General features: G+C 66.9%; 22 protein-coding genes. 9 read left to right on the top strand and 13 right to left on the bottom strand.

All coding sequences use genetic code 11. The features are described 5' to 3' along the window. Positions 1-26: 26 nt before the first annotated feature. The gene (locus tag IP69_RS14495) at positions 27-929 is read right to left on the bottom strand and encodes a glycine--tRNA ligase subunit alpha (RefSeq protein WP_054143552.1); all 903 of its coding nucleotides are present in this window, start codon (positions 927-929) and stop codon (positions 27-29) included. A gap of 248 nt (positions 930-1,177) precedes the next feature. On the opposite strand from IP69_RS14495, the gene IP69_RS14490 reads away from it, so the two are divergent. Beyond that, complete coding sequence (locus IP69_RS14490; protein WP_054143540.1) at positions 1,178-1,480, top strand: hypothetical protein; 303 nt, start codon at positions 1,178-1,180, stop codon at positions 1,478-1,480. Positions 1,481-1,593: 113 nt separating this feature from the next. Further along, positions 1,594-1,950 carry a hypothetical protein gene (locus tag IP69_RS14485; RefSeq protein WP_156323473.1) on the top strand — a complete coding sequence of 119 codons (357 nt, stop codon included), beginning with the start codon at positions 1,594-1,596 and terminating at the stop codon, positions 1,948-1,950. Here the strand turns inward: IP69_RS14485 and IP69_RS14480 are convergent. Together IP69_RS14480 and IP69_RS14475 are read right to left on the bottom strand one after the other, a co-directional pair. Continuing rightward, positions 1,944-2,744, bottom strand: a complete 801-nt coding sequence (locus tag IP69_RS14480; protein WP_054143538.1) for a methyltransferase — start codon at positions 2,742-2,744, stop codon at positions 1,944-1,946. The genes IP69_RS14485 and IP69_RS14480 overlap by 7 nt on opposite strands. After that, on the bottom strand, positions 2,737-2,961 hold the full coding sequence (locus IP69_RS14475) for a DUF2007 domain-containing protein (protein WP_054143551.1): 225 nt from the start codon (positions 2,959-2,961) through the stop codon (positions 2,737-2,739). The genes IP69_RS14480 and IP69_RS14475 overlap by 8 nt, the downstream gene beginning before the upstream one ends. 230 nt (positions 2,962-3,191) lie before the next feature. Between IP69_RS14475 and IP69_RS14470 the strand changes: the two genes are divergently transcribed. The 5 genes from IP69_RS14470 to upp all read left to right on the top strand — a co-directional run bounded on the left by IP69_RS14470 (position 3,192) and on the right by upp (position 7,986). Then, on the top strand, positions 3,192-4,229 hold the full coding sequence (locus tag IP69_RS14470; protein ID WP_082359337.1) for a polyprenyl synthetase family protein: 1,038 nt from the start codon (positions 3,192-3,194) through the stop codon (positions 4,227-4,229). A 143-nt stretch (positions 4,230-4,372) separates the two neighbouring features. Then, positions 4,373-4,534, top strand: a complete 162-nt coding sequence (locus tag IP69_RS22155) for a Thivi_2564 family membrane protein (RefSeq protein ID WP_197279886.1) — start codon at positions 4,373-4,375, stop codon at positions 4,532-4,534. A 195-nt stretch (positions 4,535-4,729) separates the two neighbouring features. Continuing rightward, a complete protein-coding gene (locus IP69_RS14465; RefSeq protein WP_054143537.1) occupies positions 4,730-5,992 on the top strand; it encodes a GTP cyclohydrolase II in 1,263 nt (420 codons plus the stop codon). Between the two features lie 4 nt (positions 5,993-5,996). Beyond that, positions 5,997-7,214 (top strand): URC4/urg3 family protein, encoded by a 1,218-nt coding sequence (locus IP69_RS14460; RefSeq protein ID WP_054143536.1) that lies wholly within the window; start codon positions 5,997-5,999, stop codon positions 7,212-7,214. A gap of 130 nt (positions 7,215-7,344) precedes the next feature. Continuing rightward, positions 7,345-7,986 carry a uracil phosphoribosyltransferase gene (gene upp / locus IP69_RS14455; RefSeq protein ID WP_054143535.1) on the top strand — a complete coding sequence of 214 codons (642 nt, stop codon included), beginning with the start codon at positions 7,345-7,347 and terminating at the stop codon, positions 7,984-7,986. Between the two features lie 157 nt (positions 7,987-8,143). Here the strand turns inward: upp and IP69_RS14450 are convergent, their stop codons facing one another. From IP69_RS14450 to motA, 8 genes are all read right to left on the bottom strand, one after another. Then, positions 8,144-9,115, bottom strand: coding sequence for a tripartite tricarboxylate transporter substrate-binding protein (locus tag IP69_RS14450; protein ID WP_054143534.1), 972 nt, complete (start codon positions 9,113-9,115; stop codon positions 8,144-8,146). Positions 9,116-9,179: 64 nt separating this feature from the next. Then, positions 9,180-10,679 (bottom strand): tripartite tricarboxylate transporter permease, encoded by a 1,500-nt coding sequence (locus IP69_RS14445; protein ID WP_054143533.1) that lies wholly within the window; start codon positions 10,677-10,679, stop codon positions 9,180-9,182. 4 nt (positions 10,680-10,683) lie between these two features. Continuing rightward, positions 10,684-11,202, bottom strand: coding sequence for a tripartite tricarboxylate transporter TctB family protein (locus tag IP69_RS14440; protein WP_082359336.1), 519 nt, complete (start codon positions 11,200-11,202; stop codon positions 10,684-10,686). Next, a complete protein-coding gene (locus IP69_RS14435) occupies positions 11,199-12,191 on the bottom strand; it encodes a LysR family transcriptional regulator (protein ID WP_054143531.1) in 993 nt (330 codons plus the stop codon). Before IP69_RS14435 ends, IP69_RS14440 begins: the two co-directional genes overlap by 4 nt. Before the next feature lie 151 nt (positions 12,192-12,342). After that, positions 12,343-13,269 carry a DMT family transporter gene (locus IP69_RS14430; protein WP_248306840.1) on the bottom strand — a complete coding sequence of 309 codons (927 nt, stop codon included), beginning with the start codon at positions 13,267-13,269 and terminating at the stop codon, positions 12,343-12,345. Between the two features lie 90 nt (positions 13,270-13,359). Further along, positions 13,360-14,022 carry a glutathione S-transferase family protein gene (locus tag IP69_RS14425; protein ID WP_054143529.1) on the bottom strand — a complete coding sequence of 221 codons (663 nt, stop codon included), beginning with the start codon at positions 14,020-14,022 and terminating at the stop codon, positions 13,360-13,362. Positions 14,023-14,184: 162 nt separating this feature from the next. After that, positions 14,185-15,057: a flagellar motor protein MotB gene (locus IP69_RS14420; RefSeq protein WP_054143528.1), complete on the bottom strand. Its 873-nt coding sequence runs from the start codon at positions 15,055-15,057 to the stop codon at positions 14,185-14,187. 22 nt (positions 15,058-15,079) lie between these two features. Further along, positions 15,080-15,943: a flagellar motor stator protein MotA gene (gene motA, locus IP69_RS14415; protein ID WP_054143527.1), complete on the bottom strand. Its 864-nt coding sequence runs from the start codon at positions 15,941-15,943 to the stop codon at positions 15,080-15,082. A gap of 402 nt (positions 15,944-16,345) precedes the next feature. On the opposite strand from motA, the gene IP69_RS14410 reads away from it, so the two are divergent. After that, positions 16,346-17,095 (top strand): ABC transporter ATP-binding protein, encoded by a 750-nt coding sequence (locus tag IP69_RS14410; RefSeq protein WP_054143526.1) that lies wholly within the window; start codon positions 16,346-16,348, stop codon positions 17,093-17,095. 16 nt (positions 17,096-17,111) lie between these two features. On the opposite strand, the gene IP69_RS22215 is transcribed toward IP69_RS14410, so the two are convergent. Then, positions 17,112-17,549 carry a hypothetical protein gene (locus IP69_RS22215; protein ID WP_156323471.1) on the bottom strand — a complete coding sequence of 146 codons (438 nt, stop codon included), beginning with the start codon at positions 17,547-17,549 and terminating at the stop codon, positions 17,112-17,114. Between IP69_RS22215 and IP69_RS22210 the strand changes: the two genes are divergently transcribed. After that, on the top strand, positions 17,514-18,629 hold the full coding sequence (locus IP69_RS22210; RefSeq protein ID WP_156323470.1) for a hypothetical protein: 1,116 nt from the start codon (positions 17,514-17,516) through the stop codon (positions 18,627-18,629). The two genes, IP69_RS22215 and IP69_RS22210, sit on opposite strands and share 36 nt — an antisense overlap. A 66-nt stretch (positions 18,630-18,695) precedes the next feature. Here the strand turns inward: IP69_RS22210 and IP69_RS14400 are convergent, their stop codons facing one another. Further along, positions 18,696-21,902, bottom strand: coding sequence for an ATP-binding protein (locus tag IP69_RS14400; protein ID WP_054143524.1), 3,207 nt, complete (start codon positions 21,900-21,902; stop codon positions 18,696-18,698). Positions 21,903-21,915 lie beyond the last annotated feature (13 nt).

Below are 21,915 nucleotides of genomic sequence, written 5' to 3'. Positions count from 1 at the left end.
ACGTGAATTCGCCGCAACGTCAACGCTCACACCGCTCCCCCGCCATCGGTCTTCAGCCATGCCGCGCCGCAGGCCTTGGCGAGTTCCCGGACGCGCAGGATGTAGCTCTGGCGCTCGGTGACCGAGATCACGCCACGCGCATCGAGCAGGTTGAAGGCGTGGCCGGCCTTGAGGCACTGGTCATAGGCCGGCTGGACCATCAGGTGGCGCTCGCCGCTCTCGCCCTTGTCGAGCAGGGTCCGGCATTCGGCCTCGGCTTCGGCGAAGCGGGTGAACAGCGCCGCCGTGTCGGCATGCTCGAAATTGTAGCGCGAATATTCCTGCTCTGCCTGGAGGAACACGTCGCGGTAGGTGACCTTCTCGTCGCCGTCCAGGCCGTTGAAGTTGAGCTCCATGATGCTCTCGACATTCTGGAGGTAGCAGGCGAGGCGCTCCAGCCCGTAGGTCAACTCGCCCGAAACCGGCGCGCATTCGATGCCGGCGACCTGCTGGAAATAGGTGAACTGGCTGACCTCCATGCCGTCGCACCAGCACTCCCAGCCGAGCCCCCAGGCACCCAGCGTCGGGTTCTCCCAATCATCCTCAACGAAGCGGATGTCGTGCAGCAGGACGTCGATGCCGATGGCCTTCAGCGAGTCAAGGTAGAGCTCCTGAAGGTTCGGCGGGTTCGGCTTCAGGATGACCTGGAACTGGTAGTAATGCTGCAGCCGGTTGGGGTTCTCGCCATAACGCCCGTCCTTTGGCCGGCGCGACGGCTGCACATAGGCCGCCTTCCAGGGCTTGGGCCCCAGCGAGCGCAGCATCGTGCCGGGGTGCGAGGTGCCGGCGCCGACCTCCATGTCGTAGGGCTGGAGCACGACGCAGCCGCGCTCCGCCCAGAAGCGCTGCAGAGTCAGCAAAAGCCCCTGGAAAGAACGGGTCGGGTCCATCGCGGGCGAGGCGGCGGCGGATTGCGAGGCGAGGACGGACACGGGCGTCGAAACCTTCCGGAAAAAGGCGGGAACGGGCCGTGCTTAGGGGCTGGCGAGGCTTTCGGTCAAGCGTCGGAGGGGGGTGGCGTCGGACAGCTTCTGTTCATCGCGTCTGCGATAATCTCGTTTTCATCCGCCGGATTCGCGGCGTTCGGGGCGAGCGCTTGAGTCGGATCGACGGTTTTGAAGTCGGTGAGGAGTTCAACATGTTGTCATCCCGTATCCTCGCTGCGGCCTTCGGTGCCGTGGCTCTCGCGGCCTCTGCCTTCGCCGTCGCGCCGGCGACCGCCGCTCCGGTGTCCGCCGGCACGGTCCAGACCGTCGCCTCTGAAGGCGGTCTTGTCCAGCAGGCCCAGTATTATGGCCCGCGCCGTTATGGTCCGCGCCGCTATTACGGCCCGCCGCGCTATTATGGCCGTCCGGTCTATCGCCCGCGCTGCTTTGTCACCCAGCGTCGCGTCTGGACCGGCTATGGCTGGGTCGTCCGCCCGGTCCGCGTCTGCCGCTAAGGCAGCGTCACTGCCAAGCATTCGGGGGCCGCTGTGCTGCGGCCCCCGCTCGAGCAAGCCCGAGTTGGCCCCGTTGCTGAAGCTCGCCGCGTGAGATGCGAAGGATGACCGCCATGGTTCGCGAGACCCGTCTCGCCATCGTGGCGATCACCTGTGGCGGCCTGTGGTTCCTTGCTGCACCCGCCAGTGCGGCGCCCGTCGCCGGACAGGTGGTGGCAGCCGAGGCTGGGCTCGGCCAGAAGGCCCAGTACGATGGCCGACCACAGCGCGGCTTTCGCCAGAATGACGGCTCGCGACGGTATGGTGTGCGGCCGGGCGATGGAGGGCCGCGCCGCGCCTACGGGCAGCCGCGCCACAGCGGTCCGCCGCTCGTCTCGCCGCAGAAGCTCTTTGTGCCCCCGCCGCCTTTGTTCGTTCCGCCGCCACCGCTTTTCGTACCGCCAGCGCCGGTCTTCGGACCGCGCTACTGATCCCGATCGGGGGAGGGCGATTTGCCTTCAGCCGCCATCGAAAGCCGCGTCTCGCCCCGGTGAACGGCTTCGCTTTCAGGCGTGAACCCGCCCTCGGCCCGGTTGAGCACGAAGCCCGGCAAAAGCTCCGCCGGCTTTCGGCTGCCCAGCACGGCGGTCACGATGATGCGGATCGCCGGGCGATTAGCGCGTGCATGAACAGGCCGAATGGCAACATCGCCAAAGCCGGTGGCAAGCCCCTGCAGCACCTCCGCCAGCGCCTGCGCGCGATGGATCAGCACGATCCGCCCACCCGGCTGCAGCAGGCGTCGCGCGGCCTTCAGCCAGGGATCGAGCGGCCCCTCGGCGACATGGGCGGCGCGGCGGTTGGGCACCGGCGAGCCCTTGATGTCCCGAGGCGGGTAGAAGGGCGGGTTCATCGCGGCGCAGGCGAAGCGCGCCGGTGCGAGCCCAAGCGCAGCCGCCGGGCCCGCGATATCGCCGGCGAGGACCGAGACCCGGGCGCCCAGTTCGTTCAGGGCGATGTTCTGCGAAGCCAGCGCCGCGAGGTCCGGGTCGCGCTCCAGCAGCACCACCTGCAGGGCCGGCTGCGCCAGCGCGACGGCCAGCCCGATCGTGCCGACGCCGGCGCCGATGTCGATCAGCGGCCCTTCGCCCAGCTCCGGCACCGCGGCCGCGAGCAGGATCGCGTCGCTGCCGGCGCGGTGGCCGCGCCGGGGCTGGCGCAGGATCAACCGGCCATCGAGAAGCCGGTCCTCGCCGATATCGCCGAGCCCAGACGAGGCATCAGCCATCGCGCAACTCGCCGCCGAAGCCGGCGTCGATCAGCAGCGCGCGAGCCCGCATCCGGTCGGCCTCGCGCACCAGCAGCCGGCGCGGGAAGGCGCCGATCATGCCCTCCAGCGCGCTGATATGCTGATCGGCGATCAGACAGCCGAGATCGGCCGAGGTCAGCAAGGCCTCGATGGCGCCGAGCAGGACGATGTCGTTGGTGCGGACGAGTTCATGCATCGCGCGATGGAAGCCCGTACGAAGGCCGAAGCGCAAGCCCCAATGCCATCGCCCCCCGCCTCCGGCCTCATCGTTTCCGCACGCTGCTGCGCAGCTTCGTGGGATGCGGCCTGCGTGAATGCGAGCGGCCTGCGGCGTCGTTGCCGCCGCGCGAGGGCTGGTCACCCATGCGCCGGTTGTGGCAAGGCTTGCGCAGGTCGCAAGCTGCGCAAGCTGCCGGAGTGAATGATATGGGCGTCGTCGTCGCGTTCGAAGACAAGGAAACGGGCCAGGGTGCCGGCAAGGCGAGCCAGGCCCGGATCGAGCAGCTGGTCGAGCTGACGCGTCCGGACATGGAGCGCGTCAATGCGATGATCCTGTCGCGCACCGGCTCCGAGGTGACGATGATCCCCGAAGTGGCCAACCACCTGATCTCGTCTGGCGGCAAGCGGCTGCGGCCGATGCTGACGCTGGCGACCGCCGCGCTCAGCGGCTATCGCGGCGACGGTCACGTCAAGCTCGCGGCCGGCGTCGAGTTCATGCACACGGCGACGCTGCTGCATGACGATGTCGTCGATCAGAGCGACATGCGTCGCGGCAAGCTCGCCGCCCGCATGCTCTGGGGCAATGAGGCCAGCGTGCTCGTCGGCGATTTTCTGCTCGGCCAGGCCTTCAAGATGATGGTCGAGGTCGGCTCGCTGCGGGCGCTCGATATTCTCTCCACAGCGGCCGCCGTGATTGCAGAAGGCGAGGTGCTGCAGCTGTCCGTCGCCAAGAACACCCAGACGACCGAGGACGAGTATCTCTCTGTGATCCGCGGCAAGACGGCCGAGCTGTTTGCCGCAGCCTGCGAGGTCGGCCCGGTGATTGCCAATGCGCCCAAGGCCGATGCCGCCGCCTGCCGCAGCTACGGCCTCAATCTCGGCATCGCCTTCCAACTCATCGACGACGCGCTCGATTATGGCGGCATCGCCAACACGCTCGGCAAGAACACCGGCGACGATTTCCGCGAGGGCAAGATCACCCTGCCGGTCGTGCTCTCCTTCCGGCGCGGCAGCGAGACCGAGCGCGCCTTCTGGACGCGCACGCTGCAGGACAGCGACATCCGCGATGGTGATCTCGAAGAGGCGCAAACCATCATGAAGCGCCATCGCGCGCTGGCCGACACGATCGAACGTGCCGAGCACTATGCCAAGATGGCCAAGGATGCGCTTGGCCTGTTCCCCGCCTCGGCGATGAAGCAGGCGTTGAACGAAACCGTCGATTTCTGCGTGGCGCGCGCGCACTGAACGGTCTCGTCGGCGCGCCCTGGTGCGAGCACGGAACCTATTGACGCCCTGCGACGTTCTGTCTGCGGATTGAGGTGCCGGCGAATGCGTCGCGGCACTGGCTCCGGGGGGCCGGCTCACGGCCGTATCGAAGGTTTTACATTATGTCGCTTCTCATTTCGCTGCTGATTACGGTTCTCGTCATCGGCCTCGTTCTCTACCTCGTCCGGATGCTGCCGCTCGACAGCCAGATCAAGAACATCATCCAGATCATCGTCATCGTCATCGGCATCATCTCGCTCCTGCGCTATCTTGCAGTGTTCTGAGCATACCCGGTCGTCATGCTCGGGCTTGACCCGAGCGAAGAGCTTCTCGGGTCTGCGCATCGCTTCGCCGCCCGGGCATGACGTGCCAGACCAGTGAGATTGACGCTCCGCCTTCGCTGATGCACACTTGCTTAGGTCCAGAGGGCCCCGGACGATCCGTCTCGGGGCCCTTTCCTATTGCAGGGCGACATCGCAATGAACGCGCCGAACCGCACCACCCATATTCGGCTCACCTCTCATCCGGAGCCGGGCAGCGCCGCGACGCGCTTTCCGATCCGCTGGGGTGCGGAATCGGCGGCCGAGCGCGGTCCCGTCATCGCCTCGACCACGACTCCGGCGGACCGCAACGTCATCGGCGCCCATGGCGGCTCCTATTCGATCTATCGCGCGCTTGCTATCTCCGCGCGTGCGATGAACCCGGCGCAGCGACCCGATCTGCACAACACCCATCCCACCGCCGAGATCCCCGAGCAGCCGCAATGGTTCGAGCCCGGCAAGATCGTCTCGCTGGACCCGTTTGGCCACCGCGTCGCGCAGGATTTCGGACGCCTGATCGGGGAGGGCATCGACATCCGCCCGACCATCGCCATCACCAAGGCGCGGCTCAACCTGCCCGAGATCCTGGCGGCGATGGCAGCCCATCGCCTGGCGCCCGACGACCAGATCCTGCACAAATCGGGCGATATCAGCGTCACGAAGATCGCCATCGACCCGGTCTGGCATCTGCCGGGCATAGCCGAGCGTTTCGGCACCAGCGAGAACGAGTTGCGCCGCACGCTGTTCGAGCAGACCGGCGGAATGTATCCTGAGCTGGTGACGCGGCCCGACCTGCACGTCTTTCTGCCGCCGATCGGCTCGATCACGGCCTACATCGTCGGCGAGGTGTCCGCCATCACCGACCCGGGCAGGCGCGTTGCCTGCCGCGTCCATGACGAGTGCAACGGCTCGGACGTCTTCGGCTCCGACATCTGCACTTGCCGGCCCTATCTCGTTCACGGCATCGAAGAGGCGGTGAAGGAGGCGCAGGGCGGCGGCGTCGGGCTGATCGTCTACAACCGCAAGGAGGGCCGGGCGCTCGGCGAGGTCACCAAGTTCCTCGTCTACAACGCCCGCAAGCGCCAGGAGGGCGGCGATTCCGCCGCGACCTATTTCGAGCGCACCGAATGCGTCGCCGGCGTGCAGGACGCCCGTTTCCAGCAGCTGATGCCCGATGTGCTGCACTGGCTCGGCGTCACCCGGATCGACAGGCTGATGTCGATGTCGAACATGAAATACGACGCCATGGTCGAGAGTGGCATCGAGATCGGAGAGCGGGTCGCGATTCCCCCCGAACTCGTCCCGCCCGATGCCTCGGTCGAGATCGAGGCGAAGAAAGCGGCCGGCTACTACTCGCCCGACGGCGCGCCCGGCGACAACACCCTTAAGGCCACTGTCGGCCGAGCCCTCGACAAGTTCTGACGCGATGCCGGAACGCGATCCCGAAGCCCTGCGCCTCCTGCTCAAACCCGCTTCCATCCGGGCCCGCGCCCAGGAGATGCTGAGGCTGGGCCTTGCCGGCAAGCTTTTGCACTTCACCGTGCATAGCGAGCGGCTGGAGGCCTGTGCCGACTACGTTCTCGAGACGATCAAGCTCAATTACCCGACGCTGGACATCCCCTTCCACGCCCGCTGGCGCCATTTCACCGTTGCCGGCATGGATCGCTGGAGCGTGCTCGATCTGGGAGCGAACTTCGCCGATGCGAGCGAGCGCGGACGCGCCGCCTTTGATCTTGCCATCGTCAGCGTCCTGCTCGATGCCGGGGCCGGGCCGGACTGGTCCTATCGCGATGCGGCCACCGGCAAGCAGATCGCCCGCTCCGAGGGGCTGGCGCTTGCCTCGCTCGACATGTTCGCGGCGGGTCTGTTCTCCAGTGACCCGGCGCGGCCGTTGCGGGCGGACGCCGCGGCGCTGAAACGGCTCGATCCCGCCGTGCTGGCGGCCGGTTTCCAGGCGGGGCCGGGAAATCCCCTTCTGGCGGTGGCCGGCCGCGCTGCCCTGCTCAACCGGCTCGGCGAGGAGCTGCAGCGCCAGGGCCTGAAACGCCCGGGCGATCTGTTCGATCGCTTTTTTGCCGCCGCCGAAACCGGCACTTTGCGGGCCAGCCACATGCTGCGTGAAGTGCTGGCCTGTTTCGGCGGCATCTGGCCTTCGCGCATGACCCTGGCCGGCATCGCGCTGGGCGACACCTGGCGTCACCCCCTGATCGCGCAGGCCAGCACGACGCCGGGCCTCGTGCCCTTCCACAAGCTGTCGCAATGGCTGACCTATTCGCTGATCGAGCCGCTGCAATGGGCGGGCATCGCGGTGATCGACATCGACGATCTCACCGGCCTGCCGGAATACAGGAATGGCGGGCTGTTCCTGGACATGGGCGTGATCGCGCTCAAGGACGAGGCCGATGCGGCGCGCGCCCATGAGGCGGGCTCGACCCTCGTCGTTGAATGGCGGGCGCTGACGGTCGCGCTGCTCGACGAGATGGGCAGCCTGATCCGCAAGCGGCTGGGCCGGACGCGTGAGGAATTGCCGCTGGCCAAGGTGCTGGAAGGCGGCACCTGGGCAGCCGGCCGGCGCATTGCCGCGCAAAAGCGCGACGGCGGCGGCCCGCCCTTGACGATCATCAGCGACGGGACGGTGTTTTAATTGGATAACCGTCATTGCGAGCGCGGCGAAGCAATCCAGAAGGTCCCTCGCGACGACCCCTGGATTGCTTCGCTGCGCTTGCAATGACGCCTCGGCAAGCGATCGAGACGAGACAACAGGGGCTCAACGTATGACCAAGCAGCAGGACGGTGTCACCGTCGTCGACCATCCCCTCGTCCAGCACAAGCTCACGCTGATGCGCGAGAAGGACCGCTCGACCAAGAGCTTCCGCCAGCTGCTGAACGAGATCGGCATGCTGCTCTGCTATGAGGTGACGCGCGATCTGCCGGTCGAGATGATCGAGATCGAGACGCCGCTGCAAAAGTCGATGCAGCCGGTCATCGCCGGCAAGAAGATGGTGTTCGCGCCGATCCTGCGCGCCGGCGTCGGCTTTCTCGACGGCATGCTGGAACTGGTGCCCGCCGCCCGCGTCGCCCATATCGGCCTCTACCGCGATCCCGATACGCTGCAGGCGGTCGAGTACTACTTCAAGGCACCCTCAGACGTCGCCGACCGCATGATCGTGGTGATGGACCCGATGCTGGCGACCGCCAACTCGGCGGTGGCCGCGATCGACCGGCTGAAGGAGCGCGGCGCGAAGGATCTGCGCTTCGTCTGCCTGTTGGCGGCGCCGGAAGGCATCGGGCGCCTGCGCGGCGCCCACCCCGACGTCCGAATCTGGACCGCCGCGATCGACGAGAAGCTCAACGACCACGGCTATATCGTGCCGGGGCTGGGCGATGCCGGCGACCGCATGTTCGGCACCCGCTGACGCGCTGCGCGACGCAAGCCGCCCGATGCGGCCCGGCCGATATTCTTGCCGAGCCGAGATCAGACAGCAAAAAGCCCCGCCGGGACGCGACGGGGCCTCTGGATAGGCAAACGACGGGCCGACGGCCCGCCGCCTGTGACCTTTCGGTCGCCTCAGTTCAGCGCGGCGCGTTCTTCAGGGCCGGGTCGAGCTTGGCGGCGTCGCGCTTGATCACGGCGCCGAAACCGTCCGGCGTACGATCCGCCGCGGTCGGGATCACCGCGCCGAGATCGAGCAGGCGCTTCTTGGTGGCCTCGTCGTTCAGCGCCTTGTTCAGCGCGTCGACGAGCTTGTCGACCGCCTCCTTCGGCATGCCCTTGGGGCCGGCGATGCCGTTCCAGGCCTCGATCTGGTACTCGGGCAGACCGGCTTCAGTCGTCGTCGGCACGTCGGGCAGGGCCGGCGAGCGCTGCACGGACGCAACCGCAAACGCCTTGATCGTGCCGGCCTTGATCTGCTCGGCGACGCTGACGATCTGGTCGCACATGAAATCGATCTGGCCGGAGACGAGATCGTTCAGCGCCGGGCCCGTGCCGCGATAGGCCACCGCGTTGAGCTTGGGCACGCCGAGCTGGCCCTTGAGCAGGGTGCAGGTCGTCCATGACACCGAGCCGAGACCGGCATGGGCCTCATTGAACTTGTCCGGCGTGGCCTTGATGGCGGCGACGAAGCTCTTCAGGTCGTTGGCCTCGAGGTTCTTGCGCGCGACGATCAGGATCGGCGTGCCGCCGGCAAGCCCGATCGGCTGGATCCCGTTGAGCGGATCGTATTTCAGGCCGGGATAGGTCGCAGGTGCTGCCGAAAACGTGCCCAGATGCCCCATCGCGATGGTGTAGCCGTCGGGGGCTGCGGTCATCGCGCGGGTGATGCCGGTGGTGCCGCCGGCGCCGGCGACGTTCTCGATCACGATCTGCTGGCCCAGCGTCTTGGACATGTGGTCGCCGACGATGCGCGCGATGATGTCTGTGGGGCCGCCTGCGGCGAAGGGAACGATCATCGTCACGGGCTTGTTGGGATAGCCCTGGGCGACCGCCGTTCCGGCCAATGCCAGGGAGAGCGCGGCGGCAATTCCGAACACGGTTTTCTTCATAGCGGTTCCTTCCTCGTTATCGTTGGGGTCAAGGTGGGGCGGCGCGTGACGCACGGCAACCCCGTCATTCGGTGAAGACCTCGTCGCGCTTCTTCGACATCGACGGTAGCAGCGCGATGACGAGCACGGCGACCGCGACGAGCAGGAGCCCGGCCGAGATCGGCCGCTCCAGGAAGGTGACGAACGAGCCGCGCGAGATGATCAGCGCCTGCCTGAGCTTTTCCTCCATCAGCTTGCCCAGCACGAAGCCCAGCAGCAAAGGCGCCGGTTCGAAGCCGAGCTTGATCAGCAGATAGCCGAACAGGCCGAACATCGCCGTGAACGCGACGTCGAGCGGCTGGTTGTTCACCGAGTAGATGCCGATGCAGCAGAAGATCAGGATCGCCGGGAACATCAGGCGGTAGGGCACCTGCAGCAGCTTCACCCACAGCCCGACCAGCGGCAGGTTGATGATCAGCAGCATCAGATTGCCGATCCACATCGAGGCGATCATGCCCCAGAACAGCTCCGGGTTGCGGGTCATGACTTGCGGGCCGGGAATGATGCCGTGGATCGTCATCGCGCCGACCATCAGCGCCATCACGGCATTGGGCGGGATGCCGAGCGTCAGCAGCGGGATGAAGGCCGTCTGCGCGCCGGCGTTGTTGGCCGATTCCGGCCCCGCCACGCCCTCGATCGCGCCCTTGCCGAAGCGGGAAGGATCTTTGGCGATCTTCTTCTCGACCGTGTAGCTGGCGAACGGGCCCAGCACCGCGCCGTTGCCGGGCAGGATGCCGAGCGTGCCGCCGATGAAGGTCCCGCGCAGGCAGGGCATGACCGACTGCTTGATATCCGACCAGCCGGGCAGAAGCCTGCCGATCTTGGCGCGCACGACGTCGCGCGCCTCGGGGGCCTCGAGATTGCGCAGCACCTCGGCGAAGCCGAAGATGCCCATCGCCAGGACCGAGAAGTCGATGCCGTCGGCGAGCGCCGGGATGCCGAAGGTCAGCCGCTCCTGGCCGGTCTCGAGATCGGTGCCGACGGTCGAGAGCAAAAGCCCCAGCATGATCATGCAGAAGGCTTTGAGGATCGAGCCGCGCGCCAGCACGACGGCAAAGCACAGGCCCATCACCATCAGCGAGAAATATTCGGCCGGTCCAAACAGCAGCGCCATCTTGGTGAGCGGAGCCCCCAGCGCGGCGATGACCACGGTGGCAAAGCAGCCGGCGACGAAGGAGCCGATCGCCGCCGTGCCGAGCGCGATGCCCGCGCGGCCCTGCTTGGCCATCTGGTGGCCGTCGAGCGTGGTGACGACGGCGGTGGCCTCGCCGGGGATATTGACCAGGATCGCCGTGGTCGAACCGCCATATTGCGCGCCGTAATAGATGCCGGCGAGCATGATCAGGGCGCCGGTGGGGTCAAGCCCGAAGGTGATCGGCAGCAGGATCGAGATCGTCGCGATCGGCCCGACGCCGGGAAGAACGCCGATCAGCGTGCCGACGAGGCAGCCGACGAAGCACAAAGCGAGGTTCTGGAAGGACAGTGCGACGCCAAAGCCCAGCGCCAGATTGGAAAACATATCCATCGTGTCAGATCCCAAGCAGCCAGGGTGCCAACGGGATCGGCAGGCTCAGCGCATATTTGAACAGGAGAATGCAGGCGGTGGACATCGCCACGCTGAAGATGATCAGCTCCTTCCACTTCATGTCGTCGGCGGCGAGGCCCGAGATCAGCATCACCAGCGGGCCGGAGACGAGCAGGCCGAGCGACGGAACGCTGATCGGCCCGATGCTGAAGCCACGGATGGTCAGGCCGAAGACGATGGCGGCACCCAGCACGAAGATCACCCCCCGCCAGGACCAGCCGCTGAGCTGCTCGCCATCGAAGCGCAGCGAGGTGATGACCAGGAACAGTCCGAGAATGCCGCAGAACACGGCAAACGAGGTTGGCAGCATGCCAGGCCCGATCTGGCGCAGGCTGCCCAGCGGCAGATCGCGCGCCAGCACCAGCGCCAGGCCGGCGAGCACGATCATGAAGACGCCGGCCCCCAGATCCTGCGTCGAACGAATGCGCAGACCCTGCGACCTCTCGATCTTGTTCAAACTCATCGGGTTCCTCCGACTGCCGACCCGACCAGGCGGGTTGCACGTTTCAGCTTCGTGACGGGAATGGCGAAGGGCAGAACATGCCGTTCGTCGATCAAGGTGACGCTCTCGCGCAGGATCGAAAGGAAATCGTCGCGCGGGTCAAGTCGCTGTTGCGGTCGCCAGGCGATGCCGACCAGCGCGCCGGGCGGCGGCGGGTCGAGCAGGGCACCGCGCAGGCGCCGCATCGTCACGCCCGGGAAGCTCAGCCGGCAGACCCAGTCGGGTGCCAGCGCCATGCCCAGCCCGGCTGCCACCGCCGACATCATCGCCGGCTTTTCCGTCGCCTCGATGATGACGTTGGGCACGGCTCCGACGCTCTCGAAATAGGCCATCACAAGATCATAGGCGAAAGGCCGGATTCGCTTGGAGGGCACCACGAAGGGCTCGCCGACCAGATCGCGCATCGTCAGGTGCTCGCGGGCCGCCAGCGGGTGGGCTTCGCTGAGCACCACGATCGGCCGCTCGACCCGCAGCACTTCGAAAGAGCAGTCGGTCGGCTTGCGCGGCGGCCTTGTTAAGGCGAGGTCGAGCTTGCCGGCTTCCAGCATCTGGATCAACGACGCCGTCATCGCCTCGACGAACTTGATCTGGACGCCGGGATAGCGCTCGCGGAAGGCGACCAGCGCCTCCGGCACGAAGCTCGACGACGCTGCATCGATCGCCCCGATGCGCAGAACCTTGCCGGCGCCGAGCGAGGCCTCCCGCACGGCTCGCGAGGTGTGTTCCATCCGCGCGAGGATGCCCTTGGCCTCTTCGAGCATGATCAGACCGGCGCGCGTCAGGGCGACCTGCCGCGTGGTGCGGGTCAGGAGAACGCAGCCAAGCTCGTCCTCGAGCGTGCTGATCTGCCGGGAAAGAGCGGGTGGAGCCAGGCCCAGCCGTTCCGCGGCGCGGCCGAAATGAAGCTCCTCCGCCACCGCGATGAAACATCGCAGCTGCCGAACATCCATGGGCGTTCCTCAAAATCCCCTCTGGCGTATCGTTGGTTCGATATCTTCCAGTCGCTGCCGTGAAGCCGATAGCGGCTCGGGCCGCGAAAGCGACCCTAGAACAATTCATAATTTTTTGGCAATAAACCGATGCGTGTCCGGATCTGTCCGATCACGCCCGCGCGCTCGGCTTCAGCCGCCGGAACAGCCGCCCGTCGATCAGGGCAAGCCCGGCGAAAATCGCCGCCATGCCGGCAAAATGCCGCGGCAGCAGGCTCTCGCCGAGCAGGCCGACGCCGAGCAGGATCGCGCTGACCGGGATCAGGAAGGTCACCAGCATGGCGTTGGTCGCGCCGGCCCGCCGCATGATCTGGAAGAAGATCACATAGGCCAGCGCGGTGGACACCAGAGCCAGGCCCACAAGCGCGCCTGCGGCCTGGAGGCTCGGCAGCGGCAGCGCCCAGGGCGGCGCGAAGATCAGCACGATCGGGAGCATCATCACGCTGGTGGCGCTGAGCTGCCCCGTCGCGGTGACCAGCGGCGGCAAGTCCCGGAAGCGCCGGCCATAGAGCCCCGAGAAGCCATAGGACAGGGCGGCGCCGAGCCCCGCCAATTGCGCCAGAAGCGGCCCACTGAGGCCCGCCAGCGCATCGGGCCCCATCAGGATCGCGACGCCGCACAGGCCTGCCAGCACGCCGCCGAGCTTCAGCGGCGTCGCCCGTTCGCCCTGGCCGAACCCATGCGCCACCAGCACCCCGAAGACCGGCGTGGTCGCGTTCAGGATCGCCGAAAGGCCGCTGGGCAATTGCGTCTGGCTCCAGAAGATCAGGCAGAACGGGATCAGGTTGTTGAGCAGCCCCATCGCGAAAAAGGAGCGCCACATCGCGCCCCCGACCTTCAGGTCCAGGCCCCGCGCCCTCAGCACGAGATAAAGCGCGCCCGCCGCCAGCACGCAGCGCGCCTGCACCACCATCAGCGGCGGCCATTCGCCGACCGCGATCTTGCCGAAGAAGAACGACCCGCCCCAGAGCACAGAGAGCAGGACGAGAAGCCCCCATTCGCGCGGGCCCATCGCAGGAGGTGAGAGGCTTGTGGCCATGCCGGGAGACTCGTTTGGCGGCGGCGGAGGCTCCGCCATCTGCCGGCATGGGTTAGGTGGGGGCGCGCGACAGCGCCACCCGCTTTCCGCTCATGCGGCTTCGGCGTCCCGCGCCTGCCACATCGCCTGGAAGGCCGGGCGCGCATGGCAGGCGTCGAGCCAGGCCTTCACATGCGGCGCCGCCTCGAACAGCTGGGCCGCGGGCTTGGCGTAGCGGATGATCTCGGCGACATTGATGTCGGCCACCGTGAAGCGCCCGCCCATGACGAAGCCGCCGCCCTCAGCCAGCGCCTTGTCGAGCACCGCGAAGGGCGCGGGCAGGGCGGCCAGCGCGGCCTCGACCAGCTTGGGGTCGCGCTTGTCCGGCGGATAGGCGGCCATGTGGTACTGGATGTTGAGCGCATGGCTCTCGACGGCCGTGCTCGCCCAGAGCGACCACATCGCCGCCAGCCCCTCCTCCTGCGCATCCTGCGGCGCGAGCGGGCCGCCTTGCTTGCGGGCCAGGTAGAGGTTGATCGCCAGCGATTCCTGCAGCTTGAAGCCGCCATCGTCGATGGCCGGGATCTGCCCCTTGGGATTGACCGCCAGGAACTCCGGGCTCTGCGTATGCATCGGCGCGCCCGGCGCATTGGGATCGGGCAGGCGGTAGACCTGGATCACAGGGACATGGGTGAACTCAAGGCCGAGCTCGTTGGCCAGCCAGATGTTGCGCGAGGCGCGCGAGCGGTAGCAGCCATAAATCGTCAGGGTCATGGGAGTGCGCCTTCGGAAGAGGGAGGTGACGAGGCTCCATACAGGAGATTGGGGGCGGGCACAGCGACGTCTGCGAGGCCGGCTCGGCGTCGCAAGGGTCAGCCTCCCACGTCGTGTCAGCCTTGATCGCAATCTCGAACGGAGTGTGAGGCGCCCTTGGCGTCAGCGAGGGACGTTCGGAGGCAGAGGCGGCGCTTCGCTGAGCAGCATGATGTTCAACCGGCGGTTCGGCGAAAGATAGGGATTGTCGGGGAAGACCGGCTCGGTGTCGGCGCGTCCCACCACGGAGATGAAGCGGTCGTTGGGGAGCCCGGCCCCCGACAGAATCTCGCGCACGGCGAGCGCGCGCCCGGCGGTGAGGCTCCAGGAATCGACACCCCGCGCCGCGCCCGGGCGCGAAGCGGCCGTGTGACCGGTGATGGCGAGGCGGTTGGGCAGCCTTCGCAGGGTGGGCACGAGCGCCTCCAGCACGCGACGGGTGCGCTCATGGGGCTGCGTCGAGCCCTCGGGGAACATGGAGCGGCCTTCCTGGTCCACAAGGGACACGTTCACCCCCTCCTTGGTTACCTCGATCACGATATTGCGCGAAATCTCGGCAAATTCGGGCATGTTCTGGAGGGCCTGCCGGATGCTGGCCGCGGCACTGTGGTTGGCCTGCACGCCTGCGGCCGGGCGGTTGGCCTCGCGGTCGCTGGGGCTGCCCGCCCCGGTCTGGCGCGCTGCGCCCTCCTGCCCGGGGGCGCCCATCGCCGCGTCGCGGGCCGCCGACGATTTGGCGCCCGACTTGTCCAGGGCAGTGCCCATCATGACGCCGCCAGCGCCACTGTTACTGGGGCTGACATTCGGCGGCGCGAAGTATTCCGCCAGACCGATCTTCTGCTCCTTCGTCGTCATGCTGATCAGCCACATCAGCAGAAAAAACGCCATCATGGCCGTCACGAAGTCCGCATAGGCGATCTTCCAGGCCCCGCCATGGTGACCGTGAGCGGCCTTCTTGACCTTCTTGATGATGATCGGCTGGTCGGACTTGGCCATCGGGTTCCTGCTGGAAATTGGGTCAGACGGTGGCGGGCAGATTGGCGGTTGCCGCTTCCACTTCGCTGAAGGTCGGGCGGACTTCGCTCATCAAAGCCTTGCGGGCAAATTCCACCGCCATCACCGGCGGCTGGCCGCTGATATAGGCGAGGAGGCCCGCCTTGAGTGAAACGTAGTACTTGGATTCCGCCTCGTAGGTGCCCTTGAGCGACTGCGCCATGGGCCCGAAGAAGCCGTAGGCGACAAAGACGCCGAAGAAGGTGCCGACGAGCGCGCCGCCGATCAGATGCCCCAGCACCTCCGGCGGCTCGGAAATCGACCCCATCGTCTTGATCACGCCGAGAACGGCGGCGACGATGCCGAGCGCCGGCGTTCCGTCGGCGATCGACTGCATGGCCGCAACGACACGCTCCTGCTCCTGGTGGTGCGTCTCCAGTTCCTGGTCCATGAGAGCGTCGATTTCGTGGACGTTGTCGGCGCCCAGTGACAACATGCGCATGTAATCGCAGACGAACTCGACCGCGTGATGGTTCGCTGCAAAAGTCGGGAAGGCGTTGAACAGCGTCGATTCGCTTGGATTTTCGATGTGCGGCTCTAGCGCGAGGACGCCCTTCTGCTTCACAAGCCTGTACAGGGAAAACTGCATCGCCAGCAGCTCGACATAGGCTTTCTGATTGTACTTGGGGCCCTTCACGATCGTGCCGAGCATGGCGGGCACGGCCTTGAGCACCGGCGCGGAGTTGCCGATGATGAAGGCACCGATCGCTGCGCCGAGGATGATGACATACTCCCACGGCTGCCAGAGGACGCCGAGTTTGCCACCCATCGCCGCATAGCCGCCGAAGACGCAGAGGAAGACGAAGATTGAACCGACAATCAGCCGCATGAATTTGCCACCTCGGGCCGCGCAGCGGGTACAGCCCCCGCAAAGCCACTGCTGACCCAACGAAATGATCGATCGAGGTTAAGGGCGAGTTTAGAGACACGGCCCTGCAGGCCTGGAAACGCCGTCCTCCGGCCGCGGTGTCGAGGCTTCGGGCATCTGTCGTCCCACGAGGAGATGGGCGCGCGATAAGTCCGCGCCAATCCCGTTGATCGGAATCGGACAGGTGGCGGTTCTCCGGGGGGCAACGACGCTGCGCCGTTTTGCCGTGGCGCGGCGAGGTTGGCCACGGCGCGTCTCGACCGACGCCGACAAACCGCGCCACCTCTATCTGGGGAATGTCAGCTTAACCTGAACGTCACCAGCAATGCCGCATAACGCCCCATCATGACGGGAGCGTTCGAAATGAGTGGCCATGATGCACTGGTCGTACGCGGTCTGGTGAAGCGCTTTGGCGGCCTCACAGCTGTCAACAGCCTTGATCTCAATGTACGGCGCGGCGAACTCTACGCGTTGCTGGGTCCAAACGGGGCGGGCAAGACCTCCTCGCTCAGGATTGTCGCGGGGCTGCTCTCTCCGGACGCGGGCGAGATCAGCATTTGCGGGATCGACCGCCTGCGGGATCCGGTTGCGGCCAAACGTTTGGTGGCGTGGCTCCCGGATGAACCGATGGTTTATGACAAGCTCACGCCGGTCGAATATCTCGATTTTGTAGCCGGCCTTTGGCAGGTCGAGCCAACGGCCGCAAAGCGGCGCCGCGACGCCCTGCTCGAGACCCTCGACCTGACCCGCGTGGCAGATCAGCGCTGCGAGGGCTTTTCCAAGGGTATGCGCCAGAAGGTCGCTCTTGCTGGCGCGTTGATTCACGAACCCGCGTTGCTGATCCTCGATGAGCCGCTGACAGGCCTCGATGCGTCGATGGCGCGCCACGTCAAAACACTGCTTCAGGACCGTGTCGCAACCGGCGTGACGGTGATCCTCACCACGCATATCCTCGAAGTCGCTGAGCGGCTCAGTGACCGCATCGGCATCATCCGCAATGGCAGGCTGGTCTGCGAAGGCACGATGGCGGAGCTGCGCGAGGGTGGCGCCTCCCCGGGCTCGACCCTTGAAGATGTTTTTCTCGACGTCGTCGCGCGCGAAGAGGCAGCCTGAGATGGCGGCCCTTTTGTCAGGCGCAACCCGCGCCGTTCTGGCTCTCGAAGCCCGCCTGGCATGGCGCGGCATTGCCGACATGGCAGGCCCGAAATCGGCCATGCGTCCCTGGCGCATCGCGGGCGTTCTGGCTGTGGTCTGCACGATGATTTTCGGCGTGTCGCACCTTCTGCTGATGACAGCCGGCGAACTGGACCCTGCCGATCCGCGCCTTCAGATCGCTTTGACGGTCAACCTCGCCTTCCTGTTCATCCTCATGATCTCGGCCGCGCTCGATTCCGCCGCCTATGCGCTTTACGCGCGCGGCGATTATGACCTGATGTTCTCCGCGCCCCTGCCTCCGCAAACGGTGCTGCTGGTCAGGGCCCTCAACGTCCTTGGCTTCACGCTCGCAAAAGCCGGCCTCTATGGCGCGCCGATGCTGATCCTGCTGGCGGTGCAGCGCGGACCGCACTGGTTGGCTGGCCTGCCCCTGATCCTGGCGCTTGCGCTCGGCGCAACGGCCATCGCGATCGGACTGGCCATGGGCCTGGTTCGCCTGATCGGGATCCGGAGCACGCGCGTCGCGGCGCAGGTGGTGGCGGCGCTGGCCGGTCTGCTGGTGCTTGTGATGGTGCAGTGGGAGGCTATTTTTGGGCCGGGTCCAAAGGACGCCCTTGTCGCGGACTATGTGGCAAACCCTCAATCTCTGCTTTGGCAATTGGCGATGCTGCCCGCCCGCGCCGTGACGGGCGATGTTGTGGCCCTCTTGGTTGTGGTTGCCTGCGCTGCGCTCTTGGCCGGGCTGATGTTGACCGGCCTTGCCGAGAGCTTTGTGCGCAATGCGGTCCTCGCGGCAGGATCGGCGTCTGCGGTTTCACCCCGCGCCAGGCGCAGTCGCGCATCCTTCGGAGCGTCTCCGATGGCGGTCCTGATGCTCAAGGAACGGCGCATCATTCTGCGTGATCCGTGGCTGTTGTCGCAGATCCTGATGCAATGCATTTTCCTGATCCCGATCGCCATCGTGACAGTCTATCGGGTTGCGAGCGGGGCTGACGATGCCTCGGCGCTGGTGCCCGTCCTGATCGTGCTGTGCGGCCAGATTGCCGGCGGTCTGACATGGATCGCGATGACGGCGGACGAGGCAGCCGAACTGGCCTTGACCGCCCCGCTGGACGCTCACTTGCGCGAGCGCGCTCGATTTGGCGCCATATCCTGGCTTGCAGTCATGTTCGCTGCGCCGCCCTTGATGCTCTTGCTGATATTCGATCCTTGGGCCGGCCTGGTCAGCTTGCTCGGCGTTGCATGCGCCATCGCCTGCGGCATCATGGTCAACGTCTGGCATCAACCGAGACTGGCGAGGACCGGCATGATCAGGCGTCGCATGAAGAGTCCCATCTCGGTGACGCTCATCGAGCTTCTGGCCTTGATGATGGTCGCGGTCGGACTCTGGCCCCTGCTGGCTGGCGACTACCTGGCCGCGATGCTGGGCGCGCTCCTGGCTATGGCAACGATGGGCGTGCTGTATGCGGCGCGCCCACGCAGAGCAGCCTGAGCAGCGGCAGCCTCAACAGTAGCAGCCTGAGCAGTAGACCGTCGGCTGCTGGCGCGAGGCCTCGACCTATCCCGCCAGCACCCGCTGCGGCGGGAAGGTGATCTCGACCAGCGTGCCTTCCTTTTTGACCGACGTGATCGACATCGCGGCGCGGTTGGCCTCGACCAGCGCCTTCGTCAGCGGCAGGCCCAGGCCCGTGCCGCCGGCGCGTCGCGTCGTCGGGACCTGGCGGAACGGCTCGAGCGCCAGCGCGATTTCCTTGTCGTCCATGCCGATGCCGGTGTCGCGCACCCGCAGGATCGCCTCGCCCTGGTCGCCAAGCGCCGTCGAGATGATCACCTGCCCGCCGGCATCGGTGAACTTCACGGCGTTCGACAGGAGATTGATCACGATCTGCCGGATCGAGCGCTGGTCGGCGACGACTGGCGGCAGCTTGGGCGAGAGCCCCGAGCGCAGCACGACACGGCCACGCTGCGCCTCGGGCTGCAGCAGATTGACGGTCGAGAGCGCGATCTCGTTGAGATTGACGCTGACGAAATCGAGATCGAGCTTGCCGGCCTCGATCTTGGCGAGGTCGAGCAGATCGTTGACCAGGCTGATGACGTAGCCGCCGGACTGGTGGATGTCGCGCAGATATTCCTTGTAGCGCTCATTGGCGATCGGCCCGAAACGCTCCTCCGCCATCACCTCGGCAAAGCCGATGATCGCGTTCAAGGGTGTGCGGATCTCATGGCTGATCTTGGCGAGCACGTCCGACTTCTGGGCGCTGGCCTTTTCGGCCGCCTTGCGCGCCTCGACCAGCTCGCCTTCCGTCTTTTTCCAGGCGGTGATGTCGCGCAGCACGGCGCAGAAGCGCCGCTCCGTGCCCTCCGCAATCTGGCCCATGGTCATGAACAGCGGGATCTTGCCGCCCTGGCGCACGCGGCCGATGACCTCGCGGCCATCGTTCATCACCGAGGCGACGCCGCCGCCCTTCAGCCCTTCGAGATAATCCAGCGCCGGCGCATGGCTCTCGGCCGAGAAGAGCAGCGTGAACAATTCGCCGGTGACTTCCCGCTGATCATAGCCGAACAAGGCCTCGGCGGTCTTGTTGAGCGAGAGCACGCGGCCGCGTTCGTCCACGGTGACGACGCCGTCGGTGGCGGTGTCGAGCATGGCGACGAGCTCGCTGATGCGCGCATCGCGGACATCGGCATCAAGCCGCAGCGCCTCGACCCGGGCCGCGCTCTCGGAGGCCTCCGCCTCGAATTCGGCGGCCATCTCGGCCTCTTCGGCCTCCTGCGGCGTCAGTGCCTTGACCTCGCCGCCGCCATTGGGGTGGCGGAAGGCCATCAGCGTCGCCGGCTCGCCCTGCCAGGCCAAGCTTGAGAGAACCGCTTCGACGCTGACGAGATGGCCCAGCCGGTCGATCAGGATCATCGCGCCGCCATCGGTGCGGGTCGCTTCCTTGATCAGCCGGCTGACGCCGCCCCCAGCAGTCAGATCGTCGAGGTCGGCATAGTCGAGCAGGTCGAGCATCGTGCGGTTGGCGTAGAGCGCCTCGTCGTCGCGGTTGACCAGAACCGCGATCGGCAGCTTGTCGAGCACGTCGGCATGGGAGTTGGGCAAGCGCGTGCGCATGGGCGCAAGCGCCGGTTCGGCGGCCGCCGGGGTGGGGGACGGTTCCGCCTCGCCCGCTTTCAGGCGCAACGGCGCGGCCGGCGGCAGCCGGGGCGCCAGGCCTTCCTCATCGCCGGCGATTCGCGCGCCCAGCGCCTTTGCGATCTCGCGGAAGGCGTTGCGCTCGGCCGAGCTCAGATTGGGCTTCGAGGGTTCGAGCACCGGCCGCACCGCGGCCAGATGCCCGTTGCGCAAGGGCACGATATTGGCGGGCGCCGCGGCGGGTTCCGGGTGCGCGGCGTCCCGTTCCGTCATCTCATGCGGAGCCGGCTCGGGAGCGGGAGCCTCTTCGACAGCGGCGATCTCGGCCTCGCCGGATGGCGTCTCGCCGGGATCGATGGCAGCTTCGGTGACGGCTTGGCTGGCGATCTCCGCCTCGACGGGCGCCCGATCCAGCTCCGCTTCCGATGCAGGCTGCGCCGGAGCGACGGTCGCTTTGTCCAGAGCCTCGACGATCTCTGCGTCGGAAAGCGGCGCTGCCGCTTCTGCTTCTCCCGGGGCGGCGACAGCATCGGTCAGGCCGGGATGTCCCGAGTCCTCATCGCGAGCCGCAACGTCGTCATGATGGGCGTCCGGCAGGGTTTTCGCCGAAGCCGCGATATCATCTGCATCAGCCTGGACGGCATCATCCTGCAAGTCGCTGCCTTGCGGCGCCTCGGCATGAGCATCGGTGGTCTCGGGCACGCCTTTTAGCTGAATCGGACCGGGCTCGGCTTCGAGCGCCTGCACGATCGTAGCGGTCGACTGCGCGGCAGGAGGGGCGGCGTCGGCCATTGCCGCGAGGTTTTCGACAGGCAGCACGAAGGGCTCCCGCGCCCCCGGTCGCGCCAGCCCGAATCCACGAAAGCCGGTGACGCAACGTGCCGCGTCCATCACAGGCACACCGGACAGTTCGACACGCGCGCCTTCGCCCGGCGTCGTCCGCCAGAGCACCTCATGGCCGCTCCAGGTCGTGCCGCCGGTCAGCCGCGCAAGCAGCCCGCCATCGCGGTCGATCAGATCGGTGCCGATCAGATCGGCCCAGAGGCGCCCGGTCAGGCCCGCCGCTGCATCGGCGCCGACGAGTTCCGCGAGATTGGGAGACAGGCTGGACAGGCGCGCATCGGCATCGCTTTGCCAGATAAAGCGGATCGCTCGCGTGGAAGCCGCCGGCGGCGTTGCCGGTTCCTCCGCCGCAGGCGGCTGATTCTCGACGGCGGCTGGGGGCAAAGGCGCAGGCGCTGTCGGCGCGACGACGATGCCCAGGCGCCGCAGTTCTGACGCCTGCACCGCGATGGCCAGCAGGGGCTCGGACGTGCCCTCGGTGACCAGCTTGCAGCCGCAGGTGACGAGCGTCGCGGCAAATCCCGAGGTCAGCCGCAGGCGTTCCAGCCGGACGCCCTGGCGCGAAGCCAGGCCACTGGCGAGCAGGCCCAGGCGCTGGCGCGTCGCGGCGGGGAGGGGGGCGTCCGCATCGCCGCCCAGCAGGGCTTGACCGGCGGCGTTGGCGAAGCCGGGCCGCTGTGCCGCCGCGTCCCAGAGCAGCAGCGCGCCGTCAGCCGCGAAGGAGGCGAGACTCGCATCCTGCGCCGCCGCCGCGCCCAGCCGCGCCCAGTCCTGTTCGGCTTCGCTCATGCCTGTCCGCTCT

This window comes from Allobosea sp. AAP35 (genome assembly GCF_001295925.1).
In the GTDB taxonomy this organism is placed as follows: domain Bacteria; phylum Pseudomonadota; class Alphaproteobacteria; order Rhizobiales; family Beijerinckiaceae; genus Allobosea.
Note: the sequence above shows the minus strand (reverse complement) of the source record. Positions and strands in the feature narration are given on the sequence as shown.

Bases quoted from the DNA above. Each gene is read 5' to 3' on its own strand.
- upp (WP_054143535.1), top strand. From the start codon at position 7,345: ATGACCAAGCAGCAGGACGGTGTCACCGTCGTCGACCATCCCCTCGTC.
- IP69_RS14475 (WP_054143551.1), bottom strand. From the start codon at position 2,961: ATGCATGAACTCGTCCGCACCAACGACATCGTCCTGCTCGGCGCCATC.
- motA (WP_054143527.1), bottom strand. From the start codon at position 15,943: ATGCGGCTGATTGTCGGTTCAATCTTCGTCTTCCTCTGCGTCTTCGGC.
- IP69_RS14420 (WP_054143528.1), bottom strand. From the start codon at position 15,057: ATGGCCAAGTCCGACCAGCCGATCATCATCAAGAAGGTCAAGAAGGCC.
- IP69_RS14445 (WP_054143533.1), bottom strand. From the start codon at position 10,679: ATGGATATGTTTTCCAATCTGGCGCTGGGCTTTGGCGTCGCACTGTCC.
- IP69_RS14485 (WP_156323473.1), top strand. From the start codon at position 1,594: ATGGTTCGCGAGACCCGTCTCGCCATCGTGGCGATCACCTGTGGCGGC.
- IP69_RS14450 (WP_054143534.1), bottom strand. From the start codon at position 9,115: ATGAAGAAAACCGTGTTCGGAATTGCCGCCGCGCTCTCCCTGGCATTG.
- IP69_RS14490 (WP_054143540.1), top strand. From the start codon at position 1,178: ATGTTGTCATCCCGTATCCTCGCTGCGGCCTTCGGTGCCGTGGCTCTC.
- IP69_RS14425 (WP_054143529.1), bottom strand. From the start codon at position 14,022: ATGACCCTGACGATTTATGGCTGCTACCGCTCGCGCGCCTCGCGCAAC.
- IP69_RS14400 (WP_054143524.1), bottom strand. From the start codon at position 21,902: ATGAGCGAAGCCGAACAGGACTGGGCGCGGCTGGGCGCGGCGGCGGCG.
- IP69_RS14430 (WP_248306840.1), bottom strand. From the start codon at position 13,269: ATGGCCACAAGCCTCTCACCTCCTGCGATGGGCCCGCGCGAATGGGGG.
- IP69_RS22210 (WP_156323470.1), top strand. From the start codon at position 17,514: ATGCTGATCCTGCTGGCGGTGCAGCGCGGACCGCACTGGTTGGCTGGC.
- IP69_RS14435 (WP_054143531.1), bottom strand. From the start codon at position 12,191: ATGGATGTTCGGCAGCTGCGATGTTTCATCGCGGTGGCGGAGGAGCTT.
- IP69_RS22155 (WP_197279886.1), top strand. From the start codon at position 4,373: ATGTCGCTTCTCATTTCGCTGCTGATTACGGTTCTCGTCATCGGCCTC.
- IP69_RS14480 (WP_054143538.1), bottom strand. From the start codon at position 2,744: ATGGCTGATGCCTCGTCTGGGCTCGGCGATATCGGCGAGGACCGGCTT.
- IP69_RS14410 (WP_054143526.1), top strand. From the start codon at position 16,346: ATGAGTGGCCATGATGCACTGGTCGTACGCGGTCTGGTGAAGCGCTTT.
- IP69_RS14465 (WP_054143537.1), top strand. From the start codon at position 4,730: ATGAACGCGCCGAACCGCACCACCCATATTCGGCTCACCTCTCATCCG.
- IP69_RS14460 (WP_054143536.1), top strand. From the start codon at position 5,997: ATGCCGGAACGCGATCCCGAAGCCCTGCGCCTCCTGCTCAAACCCGCT.
- IP69_RS14470 (WP_082359337.1), top strand. From the start codon at position 3,192: ATGGGCGTCGTCGTCGCGTTCGAAGACAAGGAAACGGGCCAGGGTGCC.
- IP69_RS14440 (WP_082359336.1), bottom strand. From the start codon at position 11,202: ATGAGTTTGAACAAGATCGAGAGGTCGCAGGGTCTGCGCATTCGTTCG.
- IP69_RS14495 (WP_054143552.1), bottom strand. From the start codon at position 929: ATGGACCCGACCCGTTCTTTCCAGGGGCTTTTGCTGACTCTGCAGCGC.